Annotated in this window: 27 protein-coding genes; 7 read left to right on the top strand and 20 right to left on the bottom strand. The window is 59.3% G+C overall.

Features of this window, described 5'->3' with window-relative positions:
- Positions 1-125 precede the first annotated feature (125 nt).
- The 4 genes from A462_RS12070 to A462_RS12085 are packed head-to-tail and all read left to right on the top strand — an operon-like array spanning position 126 to position 4,078.
- Positions 126-1,052: a DUF72 domain-containing protein gene (locus A462_RS12070; RefSeq protein WP_008436459.1), complete on the top strand. Its 927-nt coding sequence runs from the start codon at positions 126-128 to the stop codon at positions 1,050-1,052.
- On the top strand, positions 1,049-1,825 hold the full coding sequence (locus A462_RS12075) for an endonuclease/exonuclease/phosphatase family protein (RefSeq protein ID WP_008436458.1): 777 nt from the start codon (positions 1,049-1,051) through the stop codon (positions 1,823-1,825). Before A462_RS12070 ends, A462_RS12075 begins: the two co-directional genes overlap by 4 nt.
- Positions 1,822-3,120: a cardiolipin synthase ClsB gene (gene clsB, locus A462_RS12080; protein ID WP_008436456.1), complete on the top strand. Its 1,299-nt coding sequence runs from the start codon at positions 1,822-1,824 to the stop codon at positions 3,118-3,120. Before A462_RS12075 ends, clsB begins: the two co-directional genes overlap by 4 nt.
- Entirely contained in the window at positions 3,098-4,078 is a 981-nt protein-coding gene (locus tag A462_RS12085) for a lysylphosphatidylglycerol synthase domain-containing protein (RefSeq protein WP_003210030.1), read from the top strand. The genes clsB and A462_RS12085 overlap by 23 nt, the downstream gene beginning before the upstream one ends.
- On the opposite strand, the gene A462_RS12090 is transcribed toward A462_RS12085, so the two are convergent.
- The 3 genes from A462_RS12090 to A462_RS12100 all read right to left on the bottom strand — a co-directional run bounded on the left by A462_RS12090 (position 4,065) and on the right by A462_RS12100 (position 7,068).
- Positions 4,065-4,817 carry an alpha/beta hydrolase family protein gene (locus tag A462_RS12090; RefSeq protein ID WP_003210032.1) on the bottom strand — a complete coding sequence of 251 codons (753 nt, stop codon included), beginning with the start codon at positions 4,815-4,817 and terminating at the stop codon, positions 4,065-4,067. The genes A462_RS12085 and A462_RS12090 overlap by 14 nt on opposite strands.
- Positions 4,807-5,916, bottom strand: coding sequence for a DUF3182 family protein (locus A462_RS12095; RefSeq protein ID WP_008436454.1), 1,110 nt, complete (start codon positions 5,914-5,916; stop codon positions 4,807-4,809). Before A462_RS12095 ends, A462_RS12090 begins: the two co-directional genes overlap by 11 nt.
- A 171-nt stretch (positions 5,917-6,087) precedes the next feature.
- Positions 6,088-7,068 carry a GlxA family transcriptional regulator gene (locus A462_RS12100; RefSeq protein WP_008436451.1) on the bottom strand — a complete coding sequence of 327 codons (981 nt, stop codon included), beginning with the start codon at positions 7,066-7,068 and terminating at the stop codon, positions 6,088-6,090.
- A gap of 95 nt (positions 7,069-7,163) precedes the next feature.
- On the opposite strand from A462_RS12100, the gene A462_RS12105 reads away from it, so the two are divergent.
- Entirely contained in the window at positions 7,164-7,715 is a 552-nt protein-coding gene (locus tag A462_RS12105; protein ID WP_008436449.1) for a cysteine hydrolase family protein, read from the top strand.
- A gap of 12 nt (positions 7,716-7,727) precedes the next feature.
- Here A462_RS12105 and tam read toward each other — a convergent pair whose 3' ends face one another.
- The gene (tam, locus tag A462_RS12110) at positions 7,728-8,489 is read right to left on the bottom strand and encodes a trans-aconitate 2-methyltransferase (RefSeq protein ID WP_008436440.1); all 762 of its coding nucleotides are present in this window, start codon (positions 8,487-8,489) and stop codon (positions 7,728-7,730) included.
- 103 nt (positions 8,490-8,592) lie between these two features.
- On the opposite strand from tam, the gene A462_RS12115 reads away from it, so the two are divergent.
- Positions 8,593-9,501 carry a LysR family transcriptional regulator gene (locus A462_RS12115; RefSeq protein WP_008436438.1) on the top strand — a complete coding sequence of 303 codons (909 nt, stop codon included), beginning with the start codon at positions 8,593-8,595 and terminating at the stop codon, positions 9,499-9,501.
- Positions 9,502-9,592: 91 nt separating this feature from the next.
- Here A462_RS12115 and A462_RS12120 read toward each other — a convergent pair whose 3' ends face one another.
- Both A462_RS12120 and A462_RS12125 read right to left on the bottom strand, forming a co-directional pair.
- The gene (locus A462_RS12120) at positions 9,593-10,111 is read right to left on the bottom strand and encodes a single-stranded DNA-binding protein (protein WP_003210042.1); all 519 of its coding nucleotides are present in this window, start codon (positions 10,109-10,111) and stop codon (positions 9,593-9,595) included.
- Positions 10,112-10,120: 9 nt separating this feature from the next.
- Positions 10,121-11,515, bottom strand: a complete 1,395-nt coding sequence (locus A462_RS12125; RefSeq protein ID WP_008436436.1) for an MFS transporter — start codon at positions 11,513-11,515, stop codon at positions 10,121-10,123.
- 178 nt (positions 11,516-11,693) lie between these two features.
- On the opposite strand from A462_RS12125, the gene uvrA reads away from it, so the two are divergent.
- Positions 11,694-14,528, top strand: a complete 2,835-nt coding sequence (gene uvrA / locus A462_RS12130; RefSeq protein WP_003210046.1) for an excinuclease ABC subunit UvrA — start codon at positions 11,694-11,696, stop codon at positions 14,526-14,528.
- A gap of 68 nt (positions 14,529-14,596) precedes the next feature.
- Here the strand turns inward: uvrA and bfr are convergent, their stop codons facing one another.
- The 14 genes from bfr to rplF form a co-directional block, all read right to left on the bottom strand.
- Complete coding sequence (bfr, locus tag A462_RS12135; protein WP_003210048.1) at positions 14,597-15,061, bottom strand: bacterioferritin; 465 nt, start codon at positions 15,059-15,061, stop codon at positions 14,597-14,599.
- Between the two features lie 155 nt (positions 15,062-15,216).
- Complete coding sequence (locus tag A462_RS12140) at positions 15,217-16,665, bottom strand: catalase (protein WP_008436430.1); 1,449 nt, start codon at positions 16,663-16,665, stop codon at positions 15,217-15,219.
- A gap of 247 nt (positions 16,666-16,912) precedes the next feature.
- On the bottom strand, positions 16,913-17,299 hold the full coding sequence (gene rplQ, locus A462_RS12145) for a 50S ribosomal protein L17 (protein ID WP_003210053.1): 387 nt from the start codon (positions 17,297-17,299) through the stop codon (positions 16,913-16,915).
- A 41-nt stretch (positions 17,300-17,340) separates the two neighbouring features.
- Positions 17,341-18,342, bottom strand: a complete 1,002-nt coding sequence (locus tag A462_RS12150) for a DNA-directed RNA polymerase subunit alpha (protein WP_003176403.1) — start codon at positions 18,340-18,342, stop codon at positions 17,341-17,343.
- A gap of 22 nt (positions 18,343-18,364) precedes the next feature.
- A complete protein-coding gene (gene rpsD / locus A462_RS12155; protein WP_003210056.1) occupies positions 18,365-18,985 on the bottom strand; it encodes a 30S ribosomal protein S4 in 621 nt (206 codons plus the stop codon).
- Between the two features lie 18 nt (positions 18,986-19,003).
- The gene (rpsK, locus tag A462_RS12160; protein ID WP_002555466.1) at positions 19,004-19,393 is read right to left on the bottom strand and encodes a 30S ribosomal protein S11; all 390 of its coding nucleotides are present in this window, start codon (positions 19,391-19,393) and stop codon (positions 19,004-19,006) included.
- A gap of 30 nt (positions 19,394-19,423) precedes the next feature.
- Entirely contained in the window at positions 19,424-19,780 is a 357-nt protein-coding gene (gene rpsM, locus A462_RS12165; RefSeq protein WP_003210063.1) for a 30S ribosomal protein S13, read from the bottom strand.
- A gap of 129 nt (positions 19,781-19,909) precedes the next feature.
- Positions 19,910-20,026, bottom strand: a complete 117-nt coding sequence (gene rpmJ / locus A462_RS33500; protein WP_002555468.1) for a 50S ribosomal protein L36 — start codon at positions 20,024-20,026, stop codon at positions 19,910-19,912.
- 27 nt (positions 20,027-20,053) lie between these two features.
- Positions 20,054-21,382, bottom strand: coding sequence for a preprotein translocase subunit SecY (secY, locus tag A462_RS12170; RefSeq protein ID WP_003210064.1), 1,329 nt, complete (start codon positions 21,380-21,382; stop codon positions 20,054-20,056).
- Positions 21,383-21,820 carry a 50S ribosomal protein L15 gene (gene rplO / locus A462_RS12175; RefSeq protein ID WP_003210066.1) on the bottom strand — a complete coding sequence of 146 codons (438 nt, stop codon included), beginning with the start codon at positions 21,818-21,820 and terminating at the stop codon, positions 21,383-21,385.
- Between the two features lie 4 nt (positions 21,821-21,824).
- The gene (gene rpmD, locus A462_RS12180) at positions 21,825-22,001 is read right to left on the bottom strand and encodes a 50S ribosomal protein L30 (RefSeq protein WP_003186033.1); all 177 of its coding nucleotides are present in this window, start codon (positions 21,999-22,001) and stop codon (positions 21,825-21,827) included.
- A 2-nt stretch (positions 22,002-22,003) separates the two neighbouring features.
- Entirely contained in the window at positions 22,004-22,504 is a 501-nt protein-coding gene (rpsE, locus tag A462_RS12185; protein ID WP_003186035.1) for a 30S ribosomal protein S5, read from the bottom strand.
- A 3-nt stretch (positions 22,505-22,507) separates the two neighbouring features.
- Positions 22,508-22,858: a 50S ribosomal protein L18 gene (rplR, locus tag A462_RS12190; protein ID WP_003186037.1), complete on the bottom strand. Its 351-nt coding sequence runs from the start codon at positions 22,856-22,858 to the stop codon at positions 22,508-22,510.
- A gap of 10 nt (positions 22,859-22,868) precedes the next feature.
- The gene (gene rplF, locus A462_RS12195; RefSeq protein ID WP_003176412.1) at positions 22,869-23,402 is read right to left on the bottom strand and encodes a 50S ribosomal protein L6; all 534 of its coding nucleotides are present in this window, start codon (positions 23,400-23,402) and stop codon (positions 22,869-22,871) included.
- Between the last annotated feature and the right edge of the window lie 8 nt (positions 23,403-23,410).

Here is a 23,410-nt window from a genome sequence, read left to right as displayed (position 1 = left end):
TTTCGCGAGCAAGCCCGCTCCCACATTTTGAGAGGTGCCGTCTGTAGGACCGTCGAAACTTTCTCCCGATCCTCACAGTCATCCAAAAACGGAGGTCACCACACAGTTAACCCACGGGAGTCATCATGGCCGCGATTCATATCGGCATTTCCGGCTGGCGCTACACGCCCTGGCGGGGGGATTTCTACCCCGAGGGCCTGACCCAGAAGCGCGAGCTGCAGTTTGCCTCACGGGCGGTCAACAGCATCGAGATCAACGGCTCGTTCTACGCGCTGCAAACACCCAAGCGCTACGCCGAGTGGTATGGCGACACGCCTGAAGGGTTTGTGTTCAGCGTCAAGGCGCCGCGCTATATCACGCATATCCTGCGGTTGCGGGAGGTGCACAAGCCGATGGCGAATTTCTTCGCCTCCGGGGTGCTGGAACTCAAGGAAAAGCTCGGGCCGATCCTCTGGCAGTTCCCGCCCAGTTTCAAATTCGACCCGCCGTTGTTTGAAGCCTTTCTCGCCGAATTACCCACTACTACCCAGCAGGCCGCCGCCCTCGCCCGCGAGCATGAGCCGCGCCTGAACGGCAAGGCGAGCCTGCAAGCCCGCGGTAAAAAGCCGCTGCGCCATGCGGTGGAGATTCGCCACAAGAGTTTCGCCGTGCCGGAGTTTGTCGAGATGCTCGACAAGCAGGGCGTGGCCCTGGTGGTGGCCGACACAGCCGGCAAGTGGCCGTACCTGGAAGACGTCACGGCCAACTTTGTGTACCTGCGCCTGCATGGGGACAAAGCGCTGTATGCCAGCGGCTATACGTCCGAAGCGCTCAAGCGCTGGGGCGATCGCATCGAACGCTGGAGCCACGGCAAACAACCCGCCGATGCACAGTTGATCGACCCGAAGCACAAACCCCGCGCCCGCAAGCAGCGCGAGGTGTTTTGCTACTTCGATAACGACATCAAGGTGCGCGCGCCCTTCGACGCGCGCCAATTACTGCAGCGTTTTGGCCTGGATCAGGCACTGGCCACCGAACCCGGCAAGTTGCCGGACACGGGGGTGCTGTCATGACCCATCCGGAACTGATGCCAACCACGCCCAGCGAAACCATCACCCGCTTCAGGGTGCTGACGGTCAATACCCACAAGGGCTTCACCGCGCTCAACCGGCGCTTCATCCTGCCCGAGTTGCGCGAGGCGATCCGCAGCGTGGCCGCCGACGTGGTGTTCCTCCAGGAAATCCACGGCACCCACGAGCGCCATCCCAAGCGCTACAGCAACTGGCCGAGCATGCCGCAGTACGAGTTCCTCGCCGACAGTATCTGGCCGCAATACGCCTACGGTCGCAACGCGGTGTATCCCCATGGCGACCACGGTAATGCGTTGCTGTCGAAATTCCAGATCATCCGCTACGACAATCTCGACATCTCCCAGAGCGGGCACGAAAGTCGCGGGCTGCTGCATTGCGTGCTGCGCTTGCCGGGCAACGTGCAGGACGTGCATGCCATCTGCGTGCACCTGGGGCTGCGGGAAGTCCATCGCCAGCAGCAACTGCGCCTGATCGCGCAGCGGGTCGCCGAGATTCCCGCCGACGCGCCGGTGATTGTCGCCGGTGATTTCAATGACTGGCGCCAGCGCGCCGATCTCGCCCACTGCGGGCTGCGGGAAGTGTTTATCGAAACCCACGGCAAGCCGGCCCGCACCTTCCCGGCGCGCCTGCCGCTGCTGCCGCTGGACCGCATCTATGTGCGCAACCTCAAGGTGCATCAGCCCCAAGTCCTGACCAGCCGCCCGTGGTCACACTTGTCGGACCATGCGCCGCTGTCGGTGGAGATCGAGCTATGAACAGCGCACCACTGGAAAAGGTCGCGGTGGAACACATCGCGACCGACCAACCGCCGGACGATGCCGTGGCCCGGGATCTGGATTACGGCTGGCAGAGCGGTAACCAGATCGAGTTGCTGGAGAACGGCGAGGCCTACTTTCCCAAAGTGTTCGAGGCGATGCGCCAGGCCCAGCGGGAGATCTTGCTGGAGACCTTTATCCTTTTCGAAGACAAGGTCGGCCACGAGCTCAAAGGCATTTTGATCGAGGCGGCGCAGCGTGGCGTCAAGGTCGTCGCCAGCCTCGATGGCTTTGGTTGTGGCGAGCTGACACCGGGGTTTCTCAGCGAATTGAGCCAGGCCGGCGTGACCGTGCAGATGTTCGACCCGGCGAGCAAGACATTGGGTTTTCGCACCAACTGGTTTCGCCGCTTGCACCGCAAGATTGTGGTGGTGGATGCCAATGTGGCGTTTATCGGCGGGATCAATTTCTCGGCGGATCACCTGGGGGATTTCGGCCCCGAGGCCAAGCAGGATTATGCCGTGCAGGTGCAGGGCCCGGCAGTCGCCGACCTGCATCATTTCGCCCTCGCACAAAGTGGCCGGCGTGTGCGCAAGCGGCGCGGCTGGCGGCGCGAGCAACGCCCGTCGCCATGGGCTGCCGGCGAAGGCGATGGCCTGGTACGGCTGATCTACCGGGACAATCTGCAACACCGTACCGATATCGAAGAGGCCTACCTGCACGCCCTGCGCAAGGCCGAGCGGCGGGTGGTGATCGCCAACGCCTATTTCTTTCCCGGCTACCGCCTGCTGCGGGAAATTCGTAATGCCGCGCGGCGCGGCGTGCACGTGCAGTTGATCATGCAGGGCCAGCCGGATGTGCTGCTGGCCAAGCTGGCGGCACGCATGCTCTATGACTATTTGCTCAAGGAAGGCGTGGTGATCCACGAGTACTGCCAGCGTCCGTTGCACGGCAAGGTGGCGCTGGTGGATGAAGAGTGGAGCACGGTGGGTTCGAGCAATCTCGACCCGTTGAGCCTGTCACTGAACCTGGAGGCGAATGTGCTGGTTCGTGATCGTGCCTTCAACCAGCAGTTGTTCGAGCGCCTGGAATATCTGAGCCAGAACCACTGCAAGACCATGCCGGAAAACCGCGCGCCTCGCGGCTGGTTCTGGCGGGTGACCGTAGGTTTCGTGGTGTTCCATGTGCTGCGGCATTTTCCGTCGTGGACCGGCTGGTTGCCGGCCCACAAGCCGAGGTTGAAACCCTTCGTTCTTGAGGAGCGTGCGGATCATGACCCAAGCTCGCATCGCTGAAGAAAGCGCTCGCCCCGGCTTCTTGAAACGCTGGAAAAAACCGCTGACGGTGGTGTTTTTCCTGGTGCTGATCGTGTTGTTCACCCTGCTCGCCCGGCGTATCGACTGGAGCGAAGTGCTCGACACCCTGGGCGACTTCAAGCTGCGCACGCTGCTCATCGCGGGTGCGCTGACCCTGTGCAGTTTCCTGGTGTATTCGTGCTTCGACCTGATCGGCCGCACCTACATCCGCCAGCCGTTGGGCTGGAAGCAGATTTTGCCGGTGGGCATCATCAGCTATGCGTTCAACCTCAACCTGAGCGCGTGGGTAGGTGGCATCGCCATGCGCTATCGGTTGTATTCCCGACTCGGGGTGAGCAACGGGAACATCGCGAAGATCCTTGGCTTGAGCCTGGCCACCAACTGGTTCGGCTACATGGCGATCGCCGGCGCGGTATTCAGCAGCGGGCTGGTGACATTGCCGCCGGGGTGGAAGCTCAGCAGCGGTGCGTTGCAAGGCGTCGGCGTGCTGTTGGTACTGGCGAGCCTGGGTTACCTGCTGGCCTGTCGCTTGTCGAAAAAGCGCGCATGGTCGATACGCGGGATTGAAATCAGCCTGCCGTCGCTGCGCATGGCAGTGTTGCAGTTGGCGCTCGGCGCGCTGAACTGGTCGCTGATGGCAGCAGTGATTTTTACCCTGCTGCCCAAGCAGCTGGATTACCCCGTGGTGCTCGGGGTGTTGCTGATCAGCAGCATTGCCGGGGTGGTCACGCATATCCCGGCAGGGCTGGGTGTGCTGGAGGCAGTGTTCATTGCCTTGCTGCAGCACGAAGCGTCCCGCGGCAGTCTGCTCGCGGGGCTGATCGCCTACCGCGCGATCTACTTCATCCTGCCGTTGCTGGTGGCCCTGGTGATGTACCTCGCGGTCGAAGCCAAGGCCAAGGCATTGCGCGTGAAGAAAACGCCTACGACTGGATGATGCTCAAGCGCTCGCCCACCACCATCTCGGTAATCCAGTCCACCAGGATCGAGGTGTAGGCCTGCTGGGAAACCGGATCACTCAGGGAATGATCCGCACCGTCGATAATCCGGTGAGTCAGCGAATGCGTCTGCTGGCAGGCGGCGCGGTAGCTCATGATGGTGGCGTGGGGCACGTGGTCGTCGGTCTCCGACTCCACGATCAACACATCACCGGTAAACGCCGCGCAAGCATGCAGGGCGCGATTGGTTTCGGCGTGCACAAAGGTGCCGCGATAATCCATCAGGTCGGCTTTATCGAGGTCGCGCTTGGGCTTGAGCCATTCCTGGTCGCGGTACAGCGCCGGCACCCGCAAAGCCAGCCAGCGCACGGGGCGCAGCGAAGTGAGGATGGCGGCCAGGTAACCGCCGTAGCTGGTGCCCACCACCGCCACCGCCGAGGTGTCGATGGCCGGGTGTGACAACAGGCGGTCGTAGGCCGCGAGCAGGTCGCGCAGGTTGTCTTCGCGGGTGACGCGGGATAACGGAATGCCGTTGCCGGCATGGCCGCGCAGGTCGAATGTAAGGCATACACAACCGAGCCCGGCGATACCCTTGGCGCGTTCCAGGTCACGCTCCTGGCTCCCGCCCCAGCCGTGCACAAACAACACCCCCGGTACTTTCGATTTGGGACTGAGGAAGGTCCCGCTCATCTGTTCGTCGTCGATATCAATGGCAATGGTTTCGCTTCTAGCCGTCATAGGATTTGACCGTCACGTACTTGAGAAGAAAGTCGCTGTTTTCTGCCGGGCCCCGGTACACCTCGATCGCGTCAGCCGGCAGTGGCTGGTCGACGTAGGTTTCTACCGACGAGACATAAATCGCCCGCAGCCCGGGATTGTTGACGAAGCTTTGCAGCGCCGCGACTTCCGCGCTGCTGGCCCCGCCCATGCGCCAGGATTGCTCGAGCACGCCGCTGCGGCGTTGGCCGTCGCTGTCCAGGCCCTGGGCGATGTCGTAATTGCGCCGCGAGGCGTAGAACCCGGGATAGGCCTCATCCGCCGCGTTATCGAAGACCTGCGCTTGCTGGATGGCCAGGCGCACGTCAGCGGGCAGGTCGAGCTTGAGCAGGTCTTCGTAGTAGCCCTGGACCACCAACAGGTTGGAACCACCATAGACCTCTTCGCCCTGCCCGTCCCGGGTCAGGTATTGATCGCCGCAGTAGCTGATGACGTGATCGCCGATAAAGCTCTGGCCGACACTGTGGGTGACCACGTCACTCAGGTCCTGCTCCAGCACCACGCCGTCGCTGAACAATTGCGCCGCATCAGGGCGCGCGAGGATGGCGTCGAACTCGTCGAGGCTGCGGATCACTTCCTGGCCGCGACCGGCGCAGGCATGCACAGGCTTGAGACGGATCGGCCCGGTGTACAGCAAATGGGTCGCCGCCGGCCGCGCATCTTCCAGGGCGTGCACACTCAACCCATCCAGCACCACATTGCGGATGCGCTCGGAAAAAAGCGGCGACCAGCCTTCGGGCGCAACCGCGTTTTTATTCAGCAAACCGTGGCTGATGGCCTTGGTGCAGATGAAATCGTGATCGACGTAGCCGCCCCACAAATCCTCAGGGCCTTTGACGCCGAATTGCCGCGCCTGGGCCGCGCCGACCAGCGTCTGAGTGGGCAATAGATAGAGGTCGCGCCCACTGTGCAGCTCAGGGTTATAGCTGCCGCCATATTTGAGCCCGAGGACGTGCGCCAGCCAACGGGCCAGGGCGCGGTTGGTCTCCACTTCGTGCAATGGCGCTTGCGGACGGATTGAATGCGCCACCACGATTTTTTTGCGATTTGTCGGGGTCATGCGTCCCCCTTGGCTCTGCTGCCATGTGTGTAAGGAAACGGTAGCAGGGATCAAGCCAAGGCGGCGTTTGTTTAAACGCGCGGGGAATCAATCAGTTGCGGGAAAAGCGATAGCACTTGGCCTGTTTTATTCTGCACGAAGTGCTCAAGGTGTCGCGGCGTTCTGCACGATTCAGGCTTGGGCCTTGGTTGGCGTCACGCCGAAACGGCTGCGGTAGTCGCTTGGCGCCAGCCCGGTGATTTTCTTGAAGGTGGCGCGGAAGGCGCCGGGGTCCTGGTAACCCACGGTCCAGGCAATGTGATCAATGGTGCCGTTGGTGAACTCGAGCATCTGCCGCGCCTTACCCACTCGCAGGTGCTGGCAGTATTCGGTGGGTTTCAACCCCGTAGCGGCGCGAAACCGTCGCAGGAAGGTGCGTTCCTCAAGTCCCGCCTCCTGCGCCATGGCAGCCAACGAAACATCCACCGCACCGCTGGCCTGCAGCCAATGTTGCACCTTGAGAATCGCAGCGTCGCCATGGGCAAGGATCGGCGCAAAGTTACTGCCGCACTCACTGGCGCTGTCACTGTGTTCGATCACCAGGAAACGCGCGGTGCTGGCAGCGATGCTCGGGCCGAGCAAACGGTCCACCAGGCGCAGGCCCAATTCGGACCAGGCCATGAGGCCGGCGGTGGTGATCAAGTCGCCGTCGTCGACGATGGGTTTGTCGGCTTCCAGGCGAATCGCCGGATAACGGGCGGCGAAGGTTTTCGCCGACGTCCAGTGCGTGGTGGCGCTGCGACCGTCCAACAGGCCGCTTTCCGCCATCAGGATCGAGCCCACGCACACCCCGCCCAGAATGGTCCCGGACCGATGTTGCTGGCGCAGCCAATCCAGCAATTCGGCGGACGCCTGGCCCTCGGAAAAGCCGGCAATGGAGGGTGGAATCAGCAAGGCCGTCAACCTATCCCCGCTACCGGGCTCGCTATCGAATACACGGGTCGGCGCACCGCCTGTTTCAGCCTGCCAATGGCTGATGCGCAGGGACGGCAGTTGCTCCGACTGATGCTCGGTCGCAATCCGGTTGGCGACCGCGAACAGGTCGGTCAAGCCATGCACGGCGGCCATTTGCGCACCGCTGTAGATCAGCACGCCGAGTTCGACGATCGCCATTGTCAGTTTTCCCTCTGTTATTGTCGGTGCGGCCAATCCCCAGGCGTCACGCCAGCCAGGATACTGGACGCATCAACCCTCACAAGGAAACCAACATGGCCAAGCAAGCGCTCATCCTAATCGATATCCAGAACGACTACTTCCCCCAGGGCAAGTGGCCGCTAGACGGAGTGGACGCGGCGGCAGACAAGGCGCAGCAAGTGCTACAGGCATTTCGCCAGGCAGGCGATACGGTGATTCACGTACGCCACGAATTCACCTCCGACGATGCCCCCTTCTTCACCCCGGGCTCGGAAGGTGCACACCTGCACCCCAAGGTGCTGAACCAGGCCGACGAGCCGGTGGTGCTCAAGCATTTCGTCAATGCGTTCCGCGAAACCAACCTGCGGGCCCTGCTGGAACAACGCAGCATCACCGAACTGGTGGTGGTGGGCAGCATGAGCCATATGTGCATCGACGGCGTGGTGCGCGCCGCGTCGGACCTGGGCTACACCGTGACCGTGATCCACGATGCCTGCGCCACGCGGGACCTGGAATTCAATGGCAGCGTCGTGCCGGCAGCCCAGGTGCATGCGGCGTTTATGTCGTCGCTGGGGTTTGCTTATGCGAGCGTGGTATCGGCGGAACAGTTCTTGTCCGCCGATTGACCTTCTCCGCGCTTACCGGGTAGCGATGATGAACAGGCGCGGAAACGGCAGCAACACAGTGCCATCGGCCAGCGCTGGATAAGCCTTGGTGATCCGCGCCAGGTACTCGTCGAGGAAGGCGTTCCTTTCTGACTCGGTCAGGGGCGCCAGGAACGGACGCAATGCCGACCCCTTGAACCACTCCACCACCGCGGCAGAACCTGCCAGCGGATGGTGGTAAGTGGTGCGCCATACATCCACGGTGGAACAGTGTTGGCTCAGCAACTCAAAGTAGTAGCTCGCGGTATGGCGTTCATTGTGTTTGACGCTGCCGATCTTTGCGGCCCACGGGCCGTCCGCCGCGACTTCCCGCGCCAGCTTGTGGGCCGGCTCGTCAAGATTGTCGGGCGTCTGCACCGCCAGGGTGCCGCCGGGAGTCAGTTGATTGACTAAATGCGGATACAGCGTGGCGTGATCAGGCAGCCATTGCAGCGACGCATTGGCGAGGATGACGTCGAATTTCTGCGCCGGGTTCCAGGCGCCAATATCAGCCAATTCGAAGTTCAACGCGGGCAGGCGCTTGCGGGCGTCGACCAGCATGTCATCGGAACTGTCCATGCCGGTGACCACTGCCTGCGGAAAGCGATCAGCCAGGACTTCAGTCGAATTGCCCGGGCCGCAACCCAGGTCGACGGCGGTGCGCACATCACCCTCAGGGATGGCCGCTACCAGATCCCGGACGGGACGAGTGCGCTGTTGTTCGAACATCGAGTATTGCTTGGCTGACCAGGTCATTGCGGCATTCCTTCTTCTGTGAGGAGTGAGGACAGCCTAAATCTTGTGATCCATGAGAACAAATGCCACGATTGATCATCTCCCATACCTGAAAAGTATTCCTATGCTGGAGCTCAGGCAGCTCAGGGCCTTCGTCGCGATTGCCGAAGAAGGCTATATCACCCGCGCGGCAGAACGACTGGGCATGCAGCAACCGCCGCTGACCCGCCTGTTGCAAAGTCTTGAAGCCGAGTCGGGTGTGGTGCTGATGGAGCGCCTGCCACGAGGCGTGCGCCCGACCACTGCGGGGCTGGCCTTGCTGGAAGAGGCGCGGCATATCTTGGCCAGCGTCGATGGTGTGGCCGACATTGTGCGCCGCGCCGCCCGAGGTGAACGCGGACGCCTGGCGATTGGTTTCACCAGCTCTGCCGCCTTGCATCCGTTTGTGCCCAGCGTACTGCGCCTGTTTCGGGAAACCTTTGTCGGCGTTTCAGTGGTACTGGAAGAAGCCGGTACCGGTGAACTGCTGGACGCGTTGCTGCACGAAAAGCTCGACGCGGCGTTCATTCGCTCGCCGCTGAGCGGGACGCAGGCGTTGCAGGACCAGCCAATTCTGGTGGAGCCAATGTTGCTGGCGCTGCCTACCGACCACCCACTGGCTATCAACCCGTCGACGCCGCTGCCATTGGCGGCATTGGCCACCGAGGCGTTTGTGCTGTATCGGCGCCGGGTAGGGCTTGGGTTGTATGACGCGATTCTGGTGGCGTGTCGCGAAGCGGGTTTCAGCCCGCAAGTTGTGCAAGAGGCGCCGCGCATGACGGCGACGTTGAGCCTGGTGGCTGCGGGGCTTGGGGTTTCGATTGTGCCTGCCTCAATGCAACGGTTGCGGGGCGACGGGATTGTTTATCGGGAGCTTTCGGAGTGCCGGAGCCTGGTGGCGCCGTTGCACCTGGCTACCCGGGTAGGTGATACGTCGTCGGTATTGGAGAGGTTTCGGGAGTTGGTGGTGAGCGCCGCTTCTACTGACGTTTAGCGGATTGCCGTGTCCGCAATGAAAAACCCCCGGGGCCAAGGCCACCGGGGGTTTTCTGGTGTTACGCGACAGTTCGGGGTCTCAAGCGACCTTAGAACGGAATATCATCATCAAAGCTGTCGAAGTCGGCTGCCGGCTGAGGAGCGGCCTGCTGTGGCGCTGGACGCGACTCACGCTGTGGCTGCTGGGTTGGCTGCGGACGGGACTGCTGCTGTGGACGCGGCGCCGAGTTGGACATGCCGCCCTGGCCCTGTTGGTCGCCCTGTGGACGGCCGCCCAGCAGTTGCATGGTGCCTTGCATGTCGACCACGATTTCGGTGGTGTAACGCTTGATGCCGTCTTTTTCCCACTCGCGGGTTTGCAGCTTGCCTTCGATGTAGACCTGCGAACCTTTGCGCAGGTATTCACCGGCGATCTCTGCAACCTTGCCGAACATCGACACACGGTGCCATTCGGTTTTCTCGACCTTCTGGCCGGTTTGCTTGTCGGTCCACTGTTCGCTGGTCGCCAGACTCAGGTTGGTCACGGCGTTACCGTTCGGCAAGTAGCGAACTTCGGGATCCTGGCCGCATGTACCGACCAATATGACTTTGTTAACCCCACGGGCCATAACGTTCTCCTAGGCTGGGCGCGCTGTCGGCACTGGGTTGACCAGTTGCTCGAGCGTCGCGCGATCCAATAATTCGGTGTCCAATTTGATGTAAATGGCCGCCTCTTCAGCAACCACGACTGCATCTGTTACCCCAACGACGGCCTTCAGGCGCTCTACCAGACCGGCTTCACGAATCGCTTCGGGCGATAACGGCAGACGCAGGCTTGTGACGTATGGGGGTTCGCGCATGGTAACAGCAAAGGCCAGCCAAAGTGCAGCCAGCCCGGCGCATCCAAGGAACACAACCGACAAACCGCCATGCTGGAACATCCAGCCGCCCATGATCCCGCCCAGTGCAGAACCGAGGAACTGGCTGGTGGAATACACGCCCATCGCCGTGCCTTTGCCGCCGGCCGGTGAAACCTTACTGATCAGCGAAGGCAGTGAAGCCTCCAGCAGGTTGAACGCGGTGAAGAACACCACCGTGCCGATCACCAGCGCCCGCAGGCTGTCGCCGAACTGCCAGAAGAATAGCTCAGTGAGCATCAATGTCGCGACGGCGCCCAGCAGAACTCGTTTCATTTTGCGTTTCTTCTCGCCGTAGATGATGAACGGGATCATGGCGAAGAACGAAATCAGCAGCGCGGTCAGGTACACCCACCAGTGCTGCTCCTTGGGCAGCCCGGCTTTTTGTACCAGGGCCAGGGGCAAGGCGACGAAGCTGCACATCAGCATTGCGTGTAATACGAAGATACCCAAATCCAGGCGCAACAGGTCCGGGTGCTTGAGTGTCGGCAGCAATGCCTGCTTGGCGACGCCCGACTCACGGTGCTGCAACGGCCCCGTGGAATGCGGAACCATGAAGGCGACGATCACGATGCCGAACAGCGCCATGCCACCCGTCGCCAGGAACAGACCGTGCAAGCCGAACGCGCGGGTCAGCAGCGGGCCGACTACCATCGCCACGGCGAATGAAAGACCGATGGTCATGCCGATCATCGCCATGGCCTTGGTACGGTGTTGTTCGCGGGTCAGGTCGGAGAGCAGTGCCATGACGGCGGCGGAAATCGCGCCGGCGCCTTGCAGGACGCGTCCGGCGATCACGCCCCAGATCGAGTCGGCATTGGCCGCAAGCACACTGCCCAGGGCGAAGACGATCAGGCCGAGGTAGATCACCGGCCGGCGGCCGATGCGGTCGGAAATGACGCCGAACGGAATCTGAAACAGCGCCTGGGTCAGGCCATAGGCGCCAATCGCCAGGCCGATCAGGGCCGGGGTCGCTCCTGCGAGATCCATTCCATAGGTTGCCAGCACCGGCAACACCATAAACATGCCAAGCATACGGAATGCGAACACCAGGGCCAGACCGCTTGCTGCGCGGGTCTCGCTGCCACTCATGCGTTCGCTGTGGGGATCGTGCATGGATAAACCTCGTGTGAACCGGCGGCGATTCTACCAGTCCCATCGATTGAGAGGGTATATGCGGCGCTTTGCCGCGCAGCTTTCATGTAAGGCTGCACCCGGCACTTTGACAGTGTATATTCATCCAGTCTTTAGCCGTATACTCCTGCATTATTTACGCCCGCCGTGCGAGGCCATCTTGGACAAGATCCTGATTCGTGGGGCTCGAACCCACAACCTGAAGAACATCGACCTGACCCTGCCACGGGACAAACTGATCGTCATCACCGGCTTGTCCGGGTCCGGCAAGTCGTCCCTGGCGTTTGACACGCTGTACGCCGAAGGCCAGCGCCGCTATGTGGAATCCCTGTCGGCCTATGCCCGCCAGTTCCTGTCGATGATGGAAAAGCCCGACGTCGACACCATTGAAGGCCTGTCGCCTGCGATTTCCATCGAACAGAAATCCACCTCCCACAACCCGCGTTCCACCGTGGGCACCATCACCGAGATCTACGACTACCTGCGCCTGCTGTATGCCCGCGTCGGTATTCCCCGCTGCCCGGACCACGACATTCCCCTGGAAGCCCAGACCGTCAGCCAGATGGTCGACCTGGTGCTGGCCCAGCCGGAAGGCGCCAAGCTGATGCTGCTGGCACCGGTGATTCGCGAGCGCAAGGGTGAACACCTTTCGGTCTTTGAAGAACTGCGTGCCCAGGGTTTCGTGCGTGCCCGCATCAACGGCAAGCTCTACGAGCTGGACGAAGCGCCGAAGCTGGATAAACAGAAAAAGCACTCGATTGATGTGGTCGTCGACCGTTTCAAGGTGCGTGCCGATTTGCAGCAGCGCCTGGCGGAGTCTTTCGAGACCGCGCTGAAGCTGGCAGACGGTATCGCCCTGGTGGCGCCGATGGACGACGAACCCGGGGAAGAAATCATCTTCTCCGCGCGCTTCGCCTGCCCGATCTGCGGCCATGCCATCAGCGAGCTGGAACCGAAGCTGTTTTCCTTCAACAACCCGGCCGGCGCTTGCCCGACCTGTGATGGCCTGGGGGTTAAGCAATTCTTCGACATCAAGCGCCTGGTCAACGGTGACCTCACACTGGCGGAGGGTGCGATACGTGGCTGGGACAGGCGTAACGTCTATTACTTCCAGATGCTGGGGTCGTTGGCTTCGCACTACAAGTTCAGCCTGGAAGTGCCGTTCAACGAACTGCCCGCCGAACAGCAGAAATTCATCCTGCATGGCAGCGGTTCACAAAACGTCGACTTCAAGTATTTGAACGACCGTGGCGATATCGTCAAACGCTCGCACCCGTTCGAAGGCATCGTGCCGAACCTGGAGCGGCGCTACCGCGAGACGGAGTCCGCCAGCGTGCGCGAGGAGCTGGCCAAGTTCCTCAGCACCCAGCCTTGCCCGGATTGCCGTGGCACACGCCTGCGCCGTGAGGCGCGGCATGTGTGGGTTGGCGAGAAGACCCTGCCGGCAGTGACCAACCTGCCGATTGGCGATGCCTGCGAATACTTCGGCACGCTGAAACTGACGGGCCGCCGCGGGGAAATTGCCGACAAGATCCTCAAGGAGATTCGTGAACGGCTGCAGTTCCTGGTCAACGTGGGCCTGGACTACCTGTCGCTGGACCGCAGTGCCGACACGCTTTCCGGCGGTGAAGCCCAGCGGATTCGCTTGGCCAGCCAGATCGGTGCCGGCCTGGTGGGCGTGTTGTACATCCTCGATGAACCGTCGATTGGATTGCATCAACGGGACAACGACCGCTTGCTGGGCACGCTGAAGCACCTGCGGGACATCGGCAATACGGTGATCGTGGTCGAGCACGATGAAGACGCGATTCGCCTGGCCGATTATGTGGTCGATATCGGCCCGGGAGCGGGCGTTCACGGTGGGCATATTGTCGCCGAGGGCACGCCGGCTGAAGTAATGGCGCATCCTGACTCGCTGACCGGTAAGTACCTGTCGGGTCGCGTGAAGATCGCCGTGCCGGCCAAACGCACCCCGCGCAACAAGAAGATGGCACTGCACCTCAAGGGCGCGCGTGGCAACAACCTGCGCAATGTCGACCTGGAGATCCCGCTGGGCCTGCTGACCTGTGTGACCGGTGTATCCGGTTCGGGCAAATCAACGCTGATCAACAACACGCTGTTCCCGTTGAGTGCCACTGCACTGAACGGCGCGACCACCCTGGAAGCCGCCGCTCACGACAGCATCAAGGGCCTGGAACACCTGGACAAGGTGGTCGATATCGACCAAAGCCCGATTGGCCGCACACCGCGCTCCAACCCGGCGACCTACACCGGGCTGTTCACGCCGATTCGCGAGCTGTTCGCCGGCGTGCCGGAATCGCGCTCCCGTGGCTACGGGCCTGGCCGGTTCTCGTTCAACGTCAAGGGCGGCCGCTGCGAAGCGTGCCAGGGCGATGGCTTGATCAAGGTGGAGATGCACTTCCTGCCGGACATCTACGTGCCGTGCGACGTGTGCAAGAGCAAGCGCTACAACCGCGAAACCCTGGAGATCAAGTACAAGGGCAAGAGCATCCACGAAACCCTCGAGATGACGATCGAGGAAGCGCGGGTGTTCTTCGACGCGGTACCGGCCCTGGCGCGCAAGCTGCAGACACTGATGGATGTTGGCCTGTCGTACATCAAGCTGGGTCAGTCGGCGACGACGCTGTCGGGTGGCGAGGCCCAGCGGGTCAAGCTGTCTCGCGAGCTGTCCAAGCGTGATACCGGCAAGACGCTGTACATCCTCGACGAGCCGACCACAGGCCTGCACTTCGCGGATATTCAGCAATTGCTGGATGTGCTGCATCGCCTGCGTGACCACGGCAATACGGTGGTAGTGATCGAGCACAATCTGGATGTGATCAAGACCGCCGACTGGCTGGTGGACCTGGGGCCGGAAGGCGGTTCCAAAGGTGGGCAGATCATTGCGGTCGGCACACCGGAGCAAGTCTCGGAGATGAAGCAGTCTCACACCGGCTTCTACCTCAAGCCTCTGCTGGCTCGCGACAAGGACTGATTGTTCAGCCCCACGAAAAAGCCCCTGTCACCGTGTAAGTGACAGGGGCTTTTTAGTAGCTGGAGGAATCAGAACTGCGATTGCAGGTAATTCTCCAGGCCAATCAGCTTGATCAGGCCCAACTGCTTTTCCAGCCAGTAGGTGTGATCCTCTTCGGTGTCATTCAACTGCACCCGCAGGATTTCCCGCGTGACGTAGTCGTTGTGCTGCTCGCAGAGCTCAATGCCCTTGCAGAGCGCGGCACGGACCTTGTACTCAAGGCGCAAGTCGCTGGCGAGCATCTCAGGCACCGTGGTGCCGGTATCCAGGTCGTCGGGACGCATACGGGGCGTGCCTTCGAGCATCAGGATACGGCGCATCAGTGCGTCGGCGTGCTGTGCCTCTTCTTCCATTTCATGGTTGATACGCTCGTAGAGCTCGGTAAAGCCCCAGTCTTCGTACATCCGCGAGTGAATGAAATATTGGTCACGAGCTGCCAGTTCGCCCGTCAGCAACGTGTTGAGGTAATCGATTACGTCGGGGTGACCTTGCATCGCCCTACATCTCCCTGCTTGAAAGTCTGTAGTTTGAACCATGATGACCCGGAGGTCACGGGACCAATGGCAGAAAAGTGAAGATTTCCGGTGAAAAGTAGCTTAAATAACGCAAAAACCGCCCAAATGAGGGCGGTTCTGCTTATCGTTTAGAGTCAGTTAAGCGATACACCCAGTGCAGATGCGATCCCTTCTCCATAAGCCGGGTCGGCCTTGAAGAAGTACTGCAACTGGCGCTGCACCACGTCGCTGGAAACACCCGCCATTGCGCCGGCGATATTGTTGATCAGCAGGGCTTTCTGCTCATCGTTCATCAGGCGGAACAGCGCGCCGGCATGGCTGTAGTAGTCGGTATCTTCGCGGTGATCGTAACGATCAGCCGCACCGCTCAGGGCCAAGGCTGGCTCGGCGTACTGAGGAGCCTGCTTCGGCGCATCGGCGTAGCTGTTTGGCTCGTAATTGGGGGCCGCACCACCATTGGAGCCGAATGCCATCGAACCATCACGCTGGTAGCTGTTGACTGGGCTGCGTGGCGCATTCACCGGCAGTTGCTGGTGATTGGTACCTACGCGGTAGCGATGGGCATCGGCGTAAGCGAACACGCGCCCTTGCAGCATGCGGTCTGGCGACAGGCCAACACCCGGGACCATGTTGCTTGGACCGAAAGCCGCCTGTTCAACTTCAGCGAAGTAGTTCAGCGGGTTGCGGTTCAGTTCCAGCTCACCCACTTCGATCAGCGGGAACTCTTTCTGCGACCAGGTCTTGGTCACGTCGAACGGGTTTTCGTAGTGAGCGTTGGCCTGGGCCTCAGTCATGATCTGAATGCACACGCGCCATTTCGGGAAGTCACCACGCTCAATAGCACCGAACAGATCGCGCTGAGCGTAATCAGGGTCGGTACCCGCCAGGCGTGCAGCGTCAGCCGGCGCCAGGTTCTTGATACCTTGCTTGGTCTTGTAGTGCCACTTCACCCAGTGACGCTCGCCTTTGGCGTTAATCAAGCTGTAGGTGTGACTGCCGAAGCCGTGCATGTGACGGTAGCCGTCCGGGATGCCACGGTCCGAAAACAGGATGGTGACCTGGTGCAGCGCCTCAGGGGAGTGCGACCAGAAGTCCCACATCATCTGTGCACTTTTCAGGTTGCTTTGCGGCAGGCGCTTTTGAGTGTGGATAAAGTCGGGAAACTTCAGCGGGTCGCGGATGAAGAACACCGGGGTGTTGTTACCAACGATGTCCCAGTTGCCTTCTTCGGTGTAGAACTTCAACGCGAAACCACGCGGGTCGCGCTCAGTATCAGCCGAACCACGCTCGCCACCCACCGTGGAGAAGCGCAGGAAAGTCGGGGTTTGCTTGCCCACAGAATCGAACAGCTTGGCGCTGGTGTACTGCGTGATGTCTTGAGTGACGGTGAAGGTACCGTAAGCGCCCGAGCCTTTGGCGTGTACACGACGCTCAGGAATGTTTTCACGGTTGAAGTGAGCGAGCTTCTCGATCAGGTGAAAGTCGTCGAGCAGCAGCGGGCCGCGTGGACCGGCGGAACGGGAATTCTGGTTATCCGCGACAGGTGCGCCGCTGGCGGTAGTAAGGGTTTTATTCTGGCTCATGCTCAATCTTCCTCAGGTCAGTCTTGGAACTGCCGGCTAATCGGCTTGGAGCGATTATTGACCAGGAAGATGACACCATCAAATTTATTAAATCATACCCACCGATAGAAATTAACTAACGATACATCCGAACGGATATCAAAAGTTGCTGCACGGGATGAACGTGTATTCGCTCGAGGTAATTCCAGTTTTCAACGCGCACAAAAAACCGGGCACTAGGCCCGGTTCTTCGTTACAGACTGACGTCTTACTCAGCGGATACAGCTTCACCGCCAACTGGACGATCGATCAGCTCAACGTACGCCATAGGCGCGTTGTCACCAGCGCGGAAACCGCACTTGAGGATGCGCAGGTAGCCACCCTCACGGGTAGCGTAACGCTTGCCCAGGTCGTTGAAGAGCTTACCAACGATAGCTTTCGAACGAGTACGGTCGAAAGCCAGACGGCGGTTAGCCAGGCTGTCTGTCTTGGCCAAAGTAATCAGCGGCTCAGCAACGCGACGCAGTTCTTTAGCTTTCGGCAGTGTAGTTTTGATCAGCTCGTGCTCGAACAGCGACACCGCCATGTTCTGGAACATAGCCTTACGGTGCGAGCTGGTACGGCTCAGGTGACGACCACTTTTACGATGACGCATGGTTCATTCCTTACCAAACTCACGTTCGGTGATTACGACGATCAGGCAGTCGCCTTGTCGTCCTTCTTAAGACTTGCAGGCGGCCAGTTGTCGAGGCGCATGCCGAGGGACAGACCGCGGGAGGCCAGAACGTCCTTGATTTCAGTCAAGGATTTCTTGCCCAGGTTCGGAGTCTTCAACAGTTCTACTTCGGTGCGCTGAATCAGATCACCGATGTAGTAAATGTTTTCCGCCTTAAGGCAGTTAGCCGAACGTACAGTCAGTTCCAGATCGTCAACCGGGCGAAGCAGGATCGGATCGATCTCGTCTTCCTGCTCGATTACCACTGGTTCGCTGTCACCCTTGAGGTCGACGAACGCAGCCAACTGCTGTTGCAGAATGGTTGCAGCGCGGCGGATAGCCTCTTCAGGATCCAGAGTACCGTTGGTTTCCAGATCAATAACCAGCTTGTCCAGGTTAGTACGCTGTTCGACACGGGCGTTTTCCACCACGTATGCGATACGGCGAACCGGGCTGAACGAAGAGTCGAGCTGCAAGCGACCAATGCTGCGGCTTTCGTCTTCATCGCTCTGACGCGAGTCGGCCGGTTCATAACCACGACCACGAGCTACGGTGAGCTTCATGTTCAGGGCGCCGTTAGACGCCAGGTTAGCGATTACGTGATCGGGATTAACGATCTCGACATCATGATCCAGCTGAATATCGGCAGCGGTAACCACCCCCGAACCCTTCTTCGACAAGGTCAGCGTAACTTCGTCACGGCCGTGCAGCTTGATAGCCAGACCTTTAAGGTTCAACAGGATTTCAATTACGTCTTCCTGTACACCTTCGATGGCGCTGTACTCGTGGAGCACACCGTCAATCTCGGCCTCGACTACTGCACAGCCGGGCATTGAGGACAACAGGATGCGGCGCAGCGCGTTGCCCAGGGTGTGGCCAAAACCACGCTCGAGAGGCTCGAGAGTGATCTTGGCGCGGGTTGGACTGACAACCTGCACATCAATGTGACGGGGTGTCAGGAACTCATTTACCGAAATCTGCATGGATGCACCTATTTTCTAGCCCTTACTTGGAGTAGAGCTCGACAATCAGGCTTTCGTTGATGTCGGCGGACAGATCACTGCGAGCAGGAACGTTCTTGAAAACGCCCGACTTCTTCTCAGTGTCTACTTCTACCCATTCTACGCGGCCACGTTGGGCACACAGATCGAGAGCTTGGACAATGCGAAGTTGATTTTTTGCTTTCTCGCGAATCGCGACCACGTCACCAGCACGAACCTGGTACGACGGGACGTTAACGGTTTGGCCGTTTACGCTGACGGATTTGTGCGATACCAGCTGACGGGATTCGGCACGAGTCGAACCAAAGCCCATACGGTATACAACGTTGTCCAGACGGCATTCGAGCAGTTGCAGCAGGTTTTCACCGGTTGCACCTTTCTTGCCAGCAGCTTCTTTGTAGTAGCCGCTGAACTGACGCTCGAGAACGCCGTAGATACGACGGACCTTCTGCTTTTCACGCAGTTGGGTGCCGTAGTCGGACTGGCGACCGCGGCGTTGGCCGTGGATACCAGGTGCTGCTTCAATGTTGCACTTCGATTCGATCGCGCGCACGCCGCTCTTCAGAAAGAGATCGGTGCCTTCACGACGAGCGAGTTTGCATTTTGGACCAATGTAACGAGCCATTCTTTACAATCTCCTGGATTACACGCGGCGCTTCTTCGGCGGACGGCACCCGTTGTGCGGGATTGGCGTCACGTCGGTGATGCTGGCGATCTTATAGCCACAGCCGTTCAATGCACGGACAGCAGACTCACGACCTGGACCTGGACCTTTGACGTTGACGTCGAGGTTTTTCAGGCCATATTCCAGCGCAGCTTGACCAGCACGTTCAGCAGCTACTTGAGCAGCAAACGGGGTGGACTTGCGGGAACCGCGGAAACCCGAACCACCGGAGGTAGCCCAAGAAAGCGCGTTACCTTGACGGTCGGTGATGGTCACGATTGTGTTGTTAAAAGATGCATGGATGTGGGCGATGCCATCAACCACTGTCTTTTTAACTTTTTTACGAGGACGAGCAGCAGGTTTTGCCATGATTAATTTCCTGTCGATTCGCGTGGGCGATTACTTGCGGATCGGCTTACGCGGACCTTTACGGGTACGCGCGTTAGTCTTGGTACGCTGACCGCGTACTGGAAGACCACGACGATGACGCAGACCACGGTAGCAACCGAGGTCCATCAAACGCTTGATTTTCATGTTGATTTCGCGACGCAGGTCACCTTCAGTGGTGAACTTCGCCACTTCGCCACGCAACAGCTCAATCTGCTCGTCGCTCAGATCCTTGATCTTTGCGGCTGGGTTTACCCCAGTATCTGCGCAAATTTTCTGCGCAGTAGTGCGACCAACACCATAGATGTAGGTCAGCGAGATAACAGTGTGCTTGTTATCTGGAATGTTAACGCCTGCAATACGGGCCATTCAGTGGGACTCCAATTGACAGCTACCTACGCCCCGGAAGCCAAGAAATAGGGCGCGAGATAATATCGCTGTAATAACAAATAATCAACCCGGCAGCGCACTAGCTGCCGGGCTTCAAGCGGATCACACTCAGCCTTGGCGCTGTTTGTGACGCGGTTCCGCGCTGCAAATTACTCGAACAACACCTTCGCGGCGAATAATCTTGCAGTTACGGCACAGCTTTTTCACCGATGCACGAACTTTCATCACCAACTCCTCGAACCTTATGGGTACTCAGCGCAACATGCCGCTGCCGTAACCCTTCAGGTTGGCTTTCTTCATCAGGGATTCGTACTGGTGCGAAACGAGGTGCGATTGTACTTGGGACATGAAGTCCATCACAACCACGACGACGATCAGCAACGAGGTCCCGCCAAGGTAGAACGGAACGTTTGCTGCAACCACCAGGAACTGGGGCAACAGGCAGACGGCCGTCATATATAGAGCACCGAACATGGTCAAGCGAGTCAGAACGCCATCAATGTAGCGCGCAGACTGCTCACCTGGACGAATACCCGGAATAAAGGCACCGGACTTCTTCAGGTTTTCCGCTACGTCTTTCGGATTGAACATCAACGCCGTATAGAAGAAGCAGAAGAAAATAATCCCTGCACTAAACAGCAGAATATTCAACGGCTGACCAGGAGCGATCGACTGCGAGATGTCCTGCAACCAGCCCATACCTTCAGACTGACCGAACCAGGCACCCAACGAAGCCGGAAACAGCAAAATGCTGCTCGCGAAAATGGCAGGAATAACCCCGGCCATGTTCACTTTCAGCGGCAGGTGGCTGGTCTGCGCGGCAAAGACCTTGCGGCCCTGCTGACGCTTGGCGTAGTGAACAGCAATACGACGCTGGCCACGCTCAATGAACACCACAAAACCGATAATCGCTACTGCCAACAAACCGATGGCAACCAGGGCGAAGATATTGATATCACCCTGACGTGCAGACTCGAAAGACTGCCCAATCGCTCTCGGAAGACCGGCAACGATACCTGCGAAAATCAACATCGAGATACCGTTACCAACACCACGCTCAGTAATCTGCTCACCCAGCCACATCATGAACATCGCACCAGCCACAAATGTGGATACCGCGACGAAATGGAAGCCAAAGTCACCAGTGAACGCAACACCCTGCCCGGCCAGGCCAACGGACATGCCGATAGCCTGGACCAGGGCGAGGATGACAGTGCCGTAGCGGGTGTACTGGCTTATCTTGCGACGGCCAGCTTCACCTTCCTTCTTCAACTGCTCCAACTGCGGACTGACGGCGGTCATCAGTTGCATGATGATCGATGCCGAGATGTACGGCATGATCCCCAGTGCAAAGATGCTCATCCGTTCCAGCGCGCCGCCGGAAAACATGTTGAACAAGCTAAGAATGGTCCCCTCATTCTGTCGAAACAGGTCTGCGAGTCGGTCCGGGTTGATACCTGGAACCGGGATGTGTGCGCCTATTCGGTAGACGATAATCGCCAGGAACAGAAAACGCAGACGAGCCCAAAGTTCAGACATACCGCCTTTGCCGAGCGCTGAGAGAGCACCTTGCTTAGCCATTTATTCCTCGAACTTGCCGCCAGCTGCTTCGATAGCCGAACGCGCACCTTTGGTGGCGCCGATTCCCTTGCCGATAGTGACAGCGCGAGTCACTTCACCGGACAGCATGATTTTCACACGCTGTACGTTGACGTTGATCACGTTGGCATCTTTCAGGGTCTGCACGGTAACGATGTCGCCTTCCACTTTGGCCAGCTCGGACAGACGCACTTCTGCGCGGTCCATGGCTTTCAGGGAAACGAAACCGAACTTCGGCAGGCGACGATGCAGCGGCTGTTGACCGCCTTCAAAGCCTGGAGCGATGGTGCCACCGGAGCGGGAGGACTGACCTTTGTGGCCACGGCCACCGGTCTTGCCCAAACCACTACCGATACCACGGCCCGGACGATGCTTTTCGCGACGGGAACCCGGCGCTGGACTCAGATCATTGAGTTTCATCGAATTAACCCTCGACACGCAGCATGTAGTAAGCCTTGTTGATCATCCCGCGATTCTCGGGAGTATCAAGTACTTCTACAGTGTGACCGATGCGACGCAGACCCAAACCCTTAACGCACAATTTGTGGTTAGGGATGCGGCCGGTCATGCTTTTGATCAGCGTTACTTTAACGGTAGCCATGATCAGAAGATCTCCTTGACGCTTTTGCCACGCTTGGCGGCAATGGATTCAGGAGACTGCATTGCTTTCAAACCCTTGAAAGTGGCGTGAACCACGTTCACCGGGTTAGTCGAGCCGTAGCACTTGGCCAGAACGTTCTGAACGCCAGCAACTTCGAGGACAGCACGCATAGCGCCGCCAGCGATGATACCGGTACCTTCAGAGGCAGGCTGCATGTACACCTTCGAAGCGCCGTGAGCGGACTTCATTGCGTACTGCAGAGTGGTGCCGTTCAGATCAACTTGGATCATGTTGCGACGAGCAGCTTCCATTGCCTTCTGGATCGCAGCAGGCACTTCACGTGACTTGCCACGGCCGAAGCCAACGCGTCCTTTACCATCACCTACCACGGTCAACGCGGTGAAAGTGAAGATACGGCCGCCTTTAACGGTTTTGGCTACGCGGTTAACTTGAACCAGCTTCTCAATGTAGCCTTCGTCGCGCTTTTGGTCGTTATTTGACATAACTTAGAACTCCAGCCCAGCTTCACGAGCAGCATCAGCCAGCGCTTTCACGCGGCCGTGGTACTTGAAGCCAGAGCGGTCGAAAGCCACTTGCGAGACGCCGGCGGCCTTAGCACGCGTAGCGACCAGCTGGCCAACCTTAGTGGCCGCGTCGATGTTGCCAGTGGCACCATCACGCAGTTCTTTATCCAAAGTCGAGGCGCTTGCCAGGACTTTGTTGCCGTCGGCCGAGATGACCTGGGCGTAGATGTGCTGCGACGAGCGGAACACGCAGAGACGCACGACTTCGAGTTCGTGCATTTTCAGGCGTGCTTTGCGAGCGCGACGCAGTCGAGTAACTTTTTTGTCGGTCATTTGCTATGCCCTACTTCTTCTTGGCTTCTTTACGACGGACGACTTCGTCCGCGTAGCGCACACCTTTGCCTTTGTACGGCTCTGGTGGACGGAAGTCGCGGATCTCAGCGGCCACCTGACCTACCAGCTGCTTATCAATACCCTTGATCAGGATATCGGTTTGGCTAGGGGTCTCAGCGGTGATGCCTTCCGGCAGTTCGTAATCCACTGGGTGCGAGAAGCCAAGGGCCAGGTTCAGAACCGTGCCTTTTGCTTGCGCTTTGTAACCAACACCGACCAGCTGGAGCTTGCGCTCGAAGCCTTGGCTTACGCCTTGGACCATGTTGTTTACCAACGCACGAGTGGTACCGGCCATTGCGCGAGTTTGTTGATCGCCATTGCGAGCAGCGAAACGCAGCTCACCAGCTTCTTCAACGATCTCAACGGACGAATGGATGTTCAGTTCCAGAGTGCCCTTGGCACCCTTCACCGAAAGCTGTTGGCCTGCGAATTTTACTTCGACACCGGCTGGCAGCTTAACGGGGTTCTTAGCGACGCGTGACATGCTTATCC

The sequence above is a fragment of the Pseudomonas sp. Ag1 genome, assembly GCF_000278565.1.
Classification (GTDB): Bacteria; Pseudomonadota; Gammaproteobacteria; order Pseudomonadales; family Pseudomonadaceae; genus Aquipseudomonas.
Note: the sequence above shows the minus strand (reverse complement) of the source record. Positions and strands in the feature narration are given on the sequence as shown.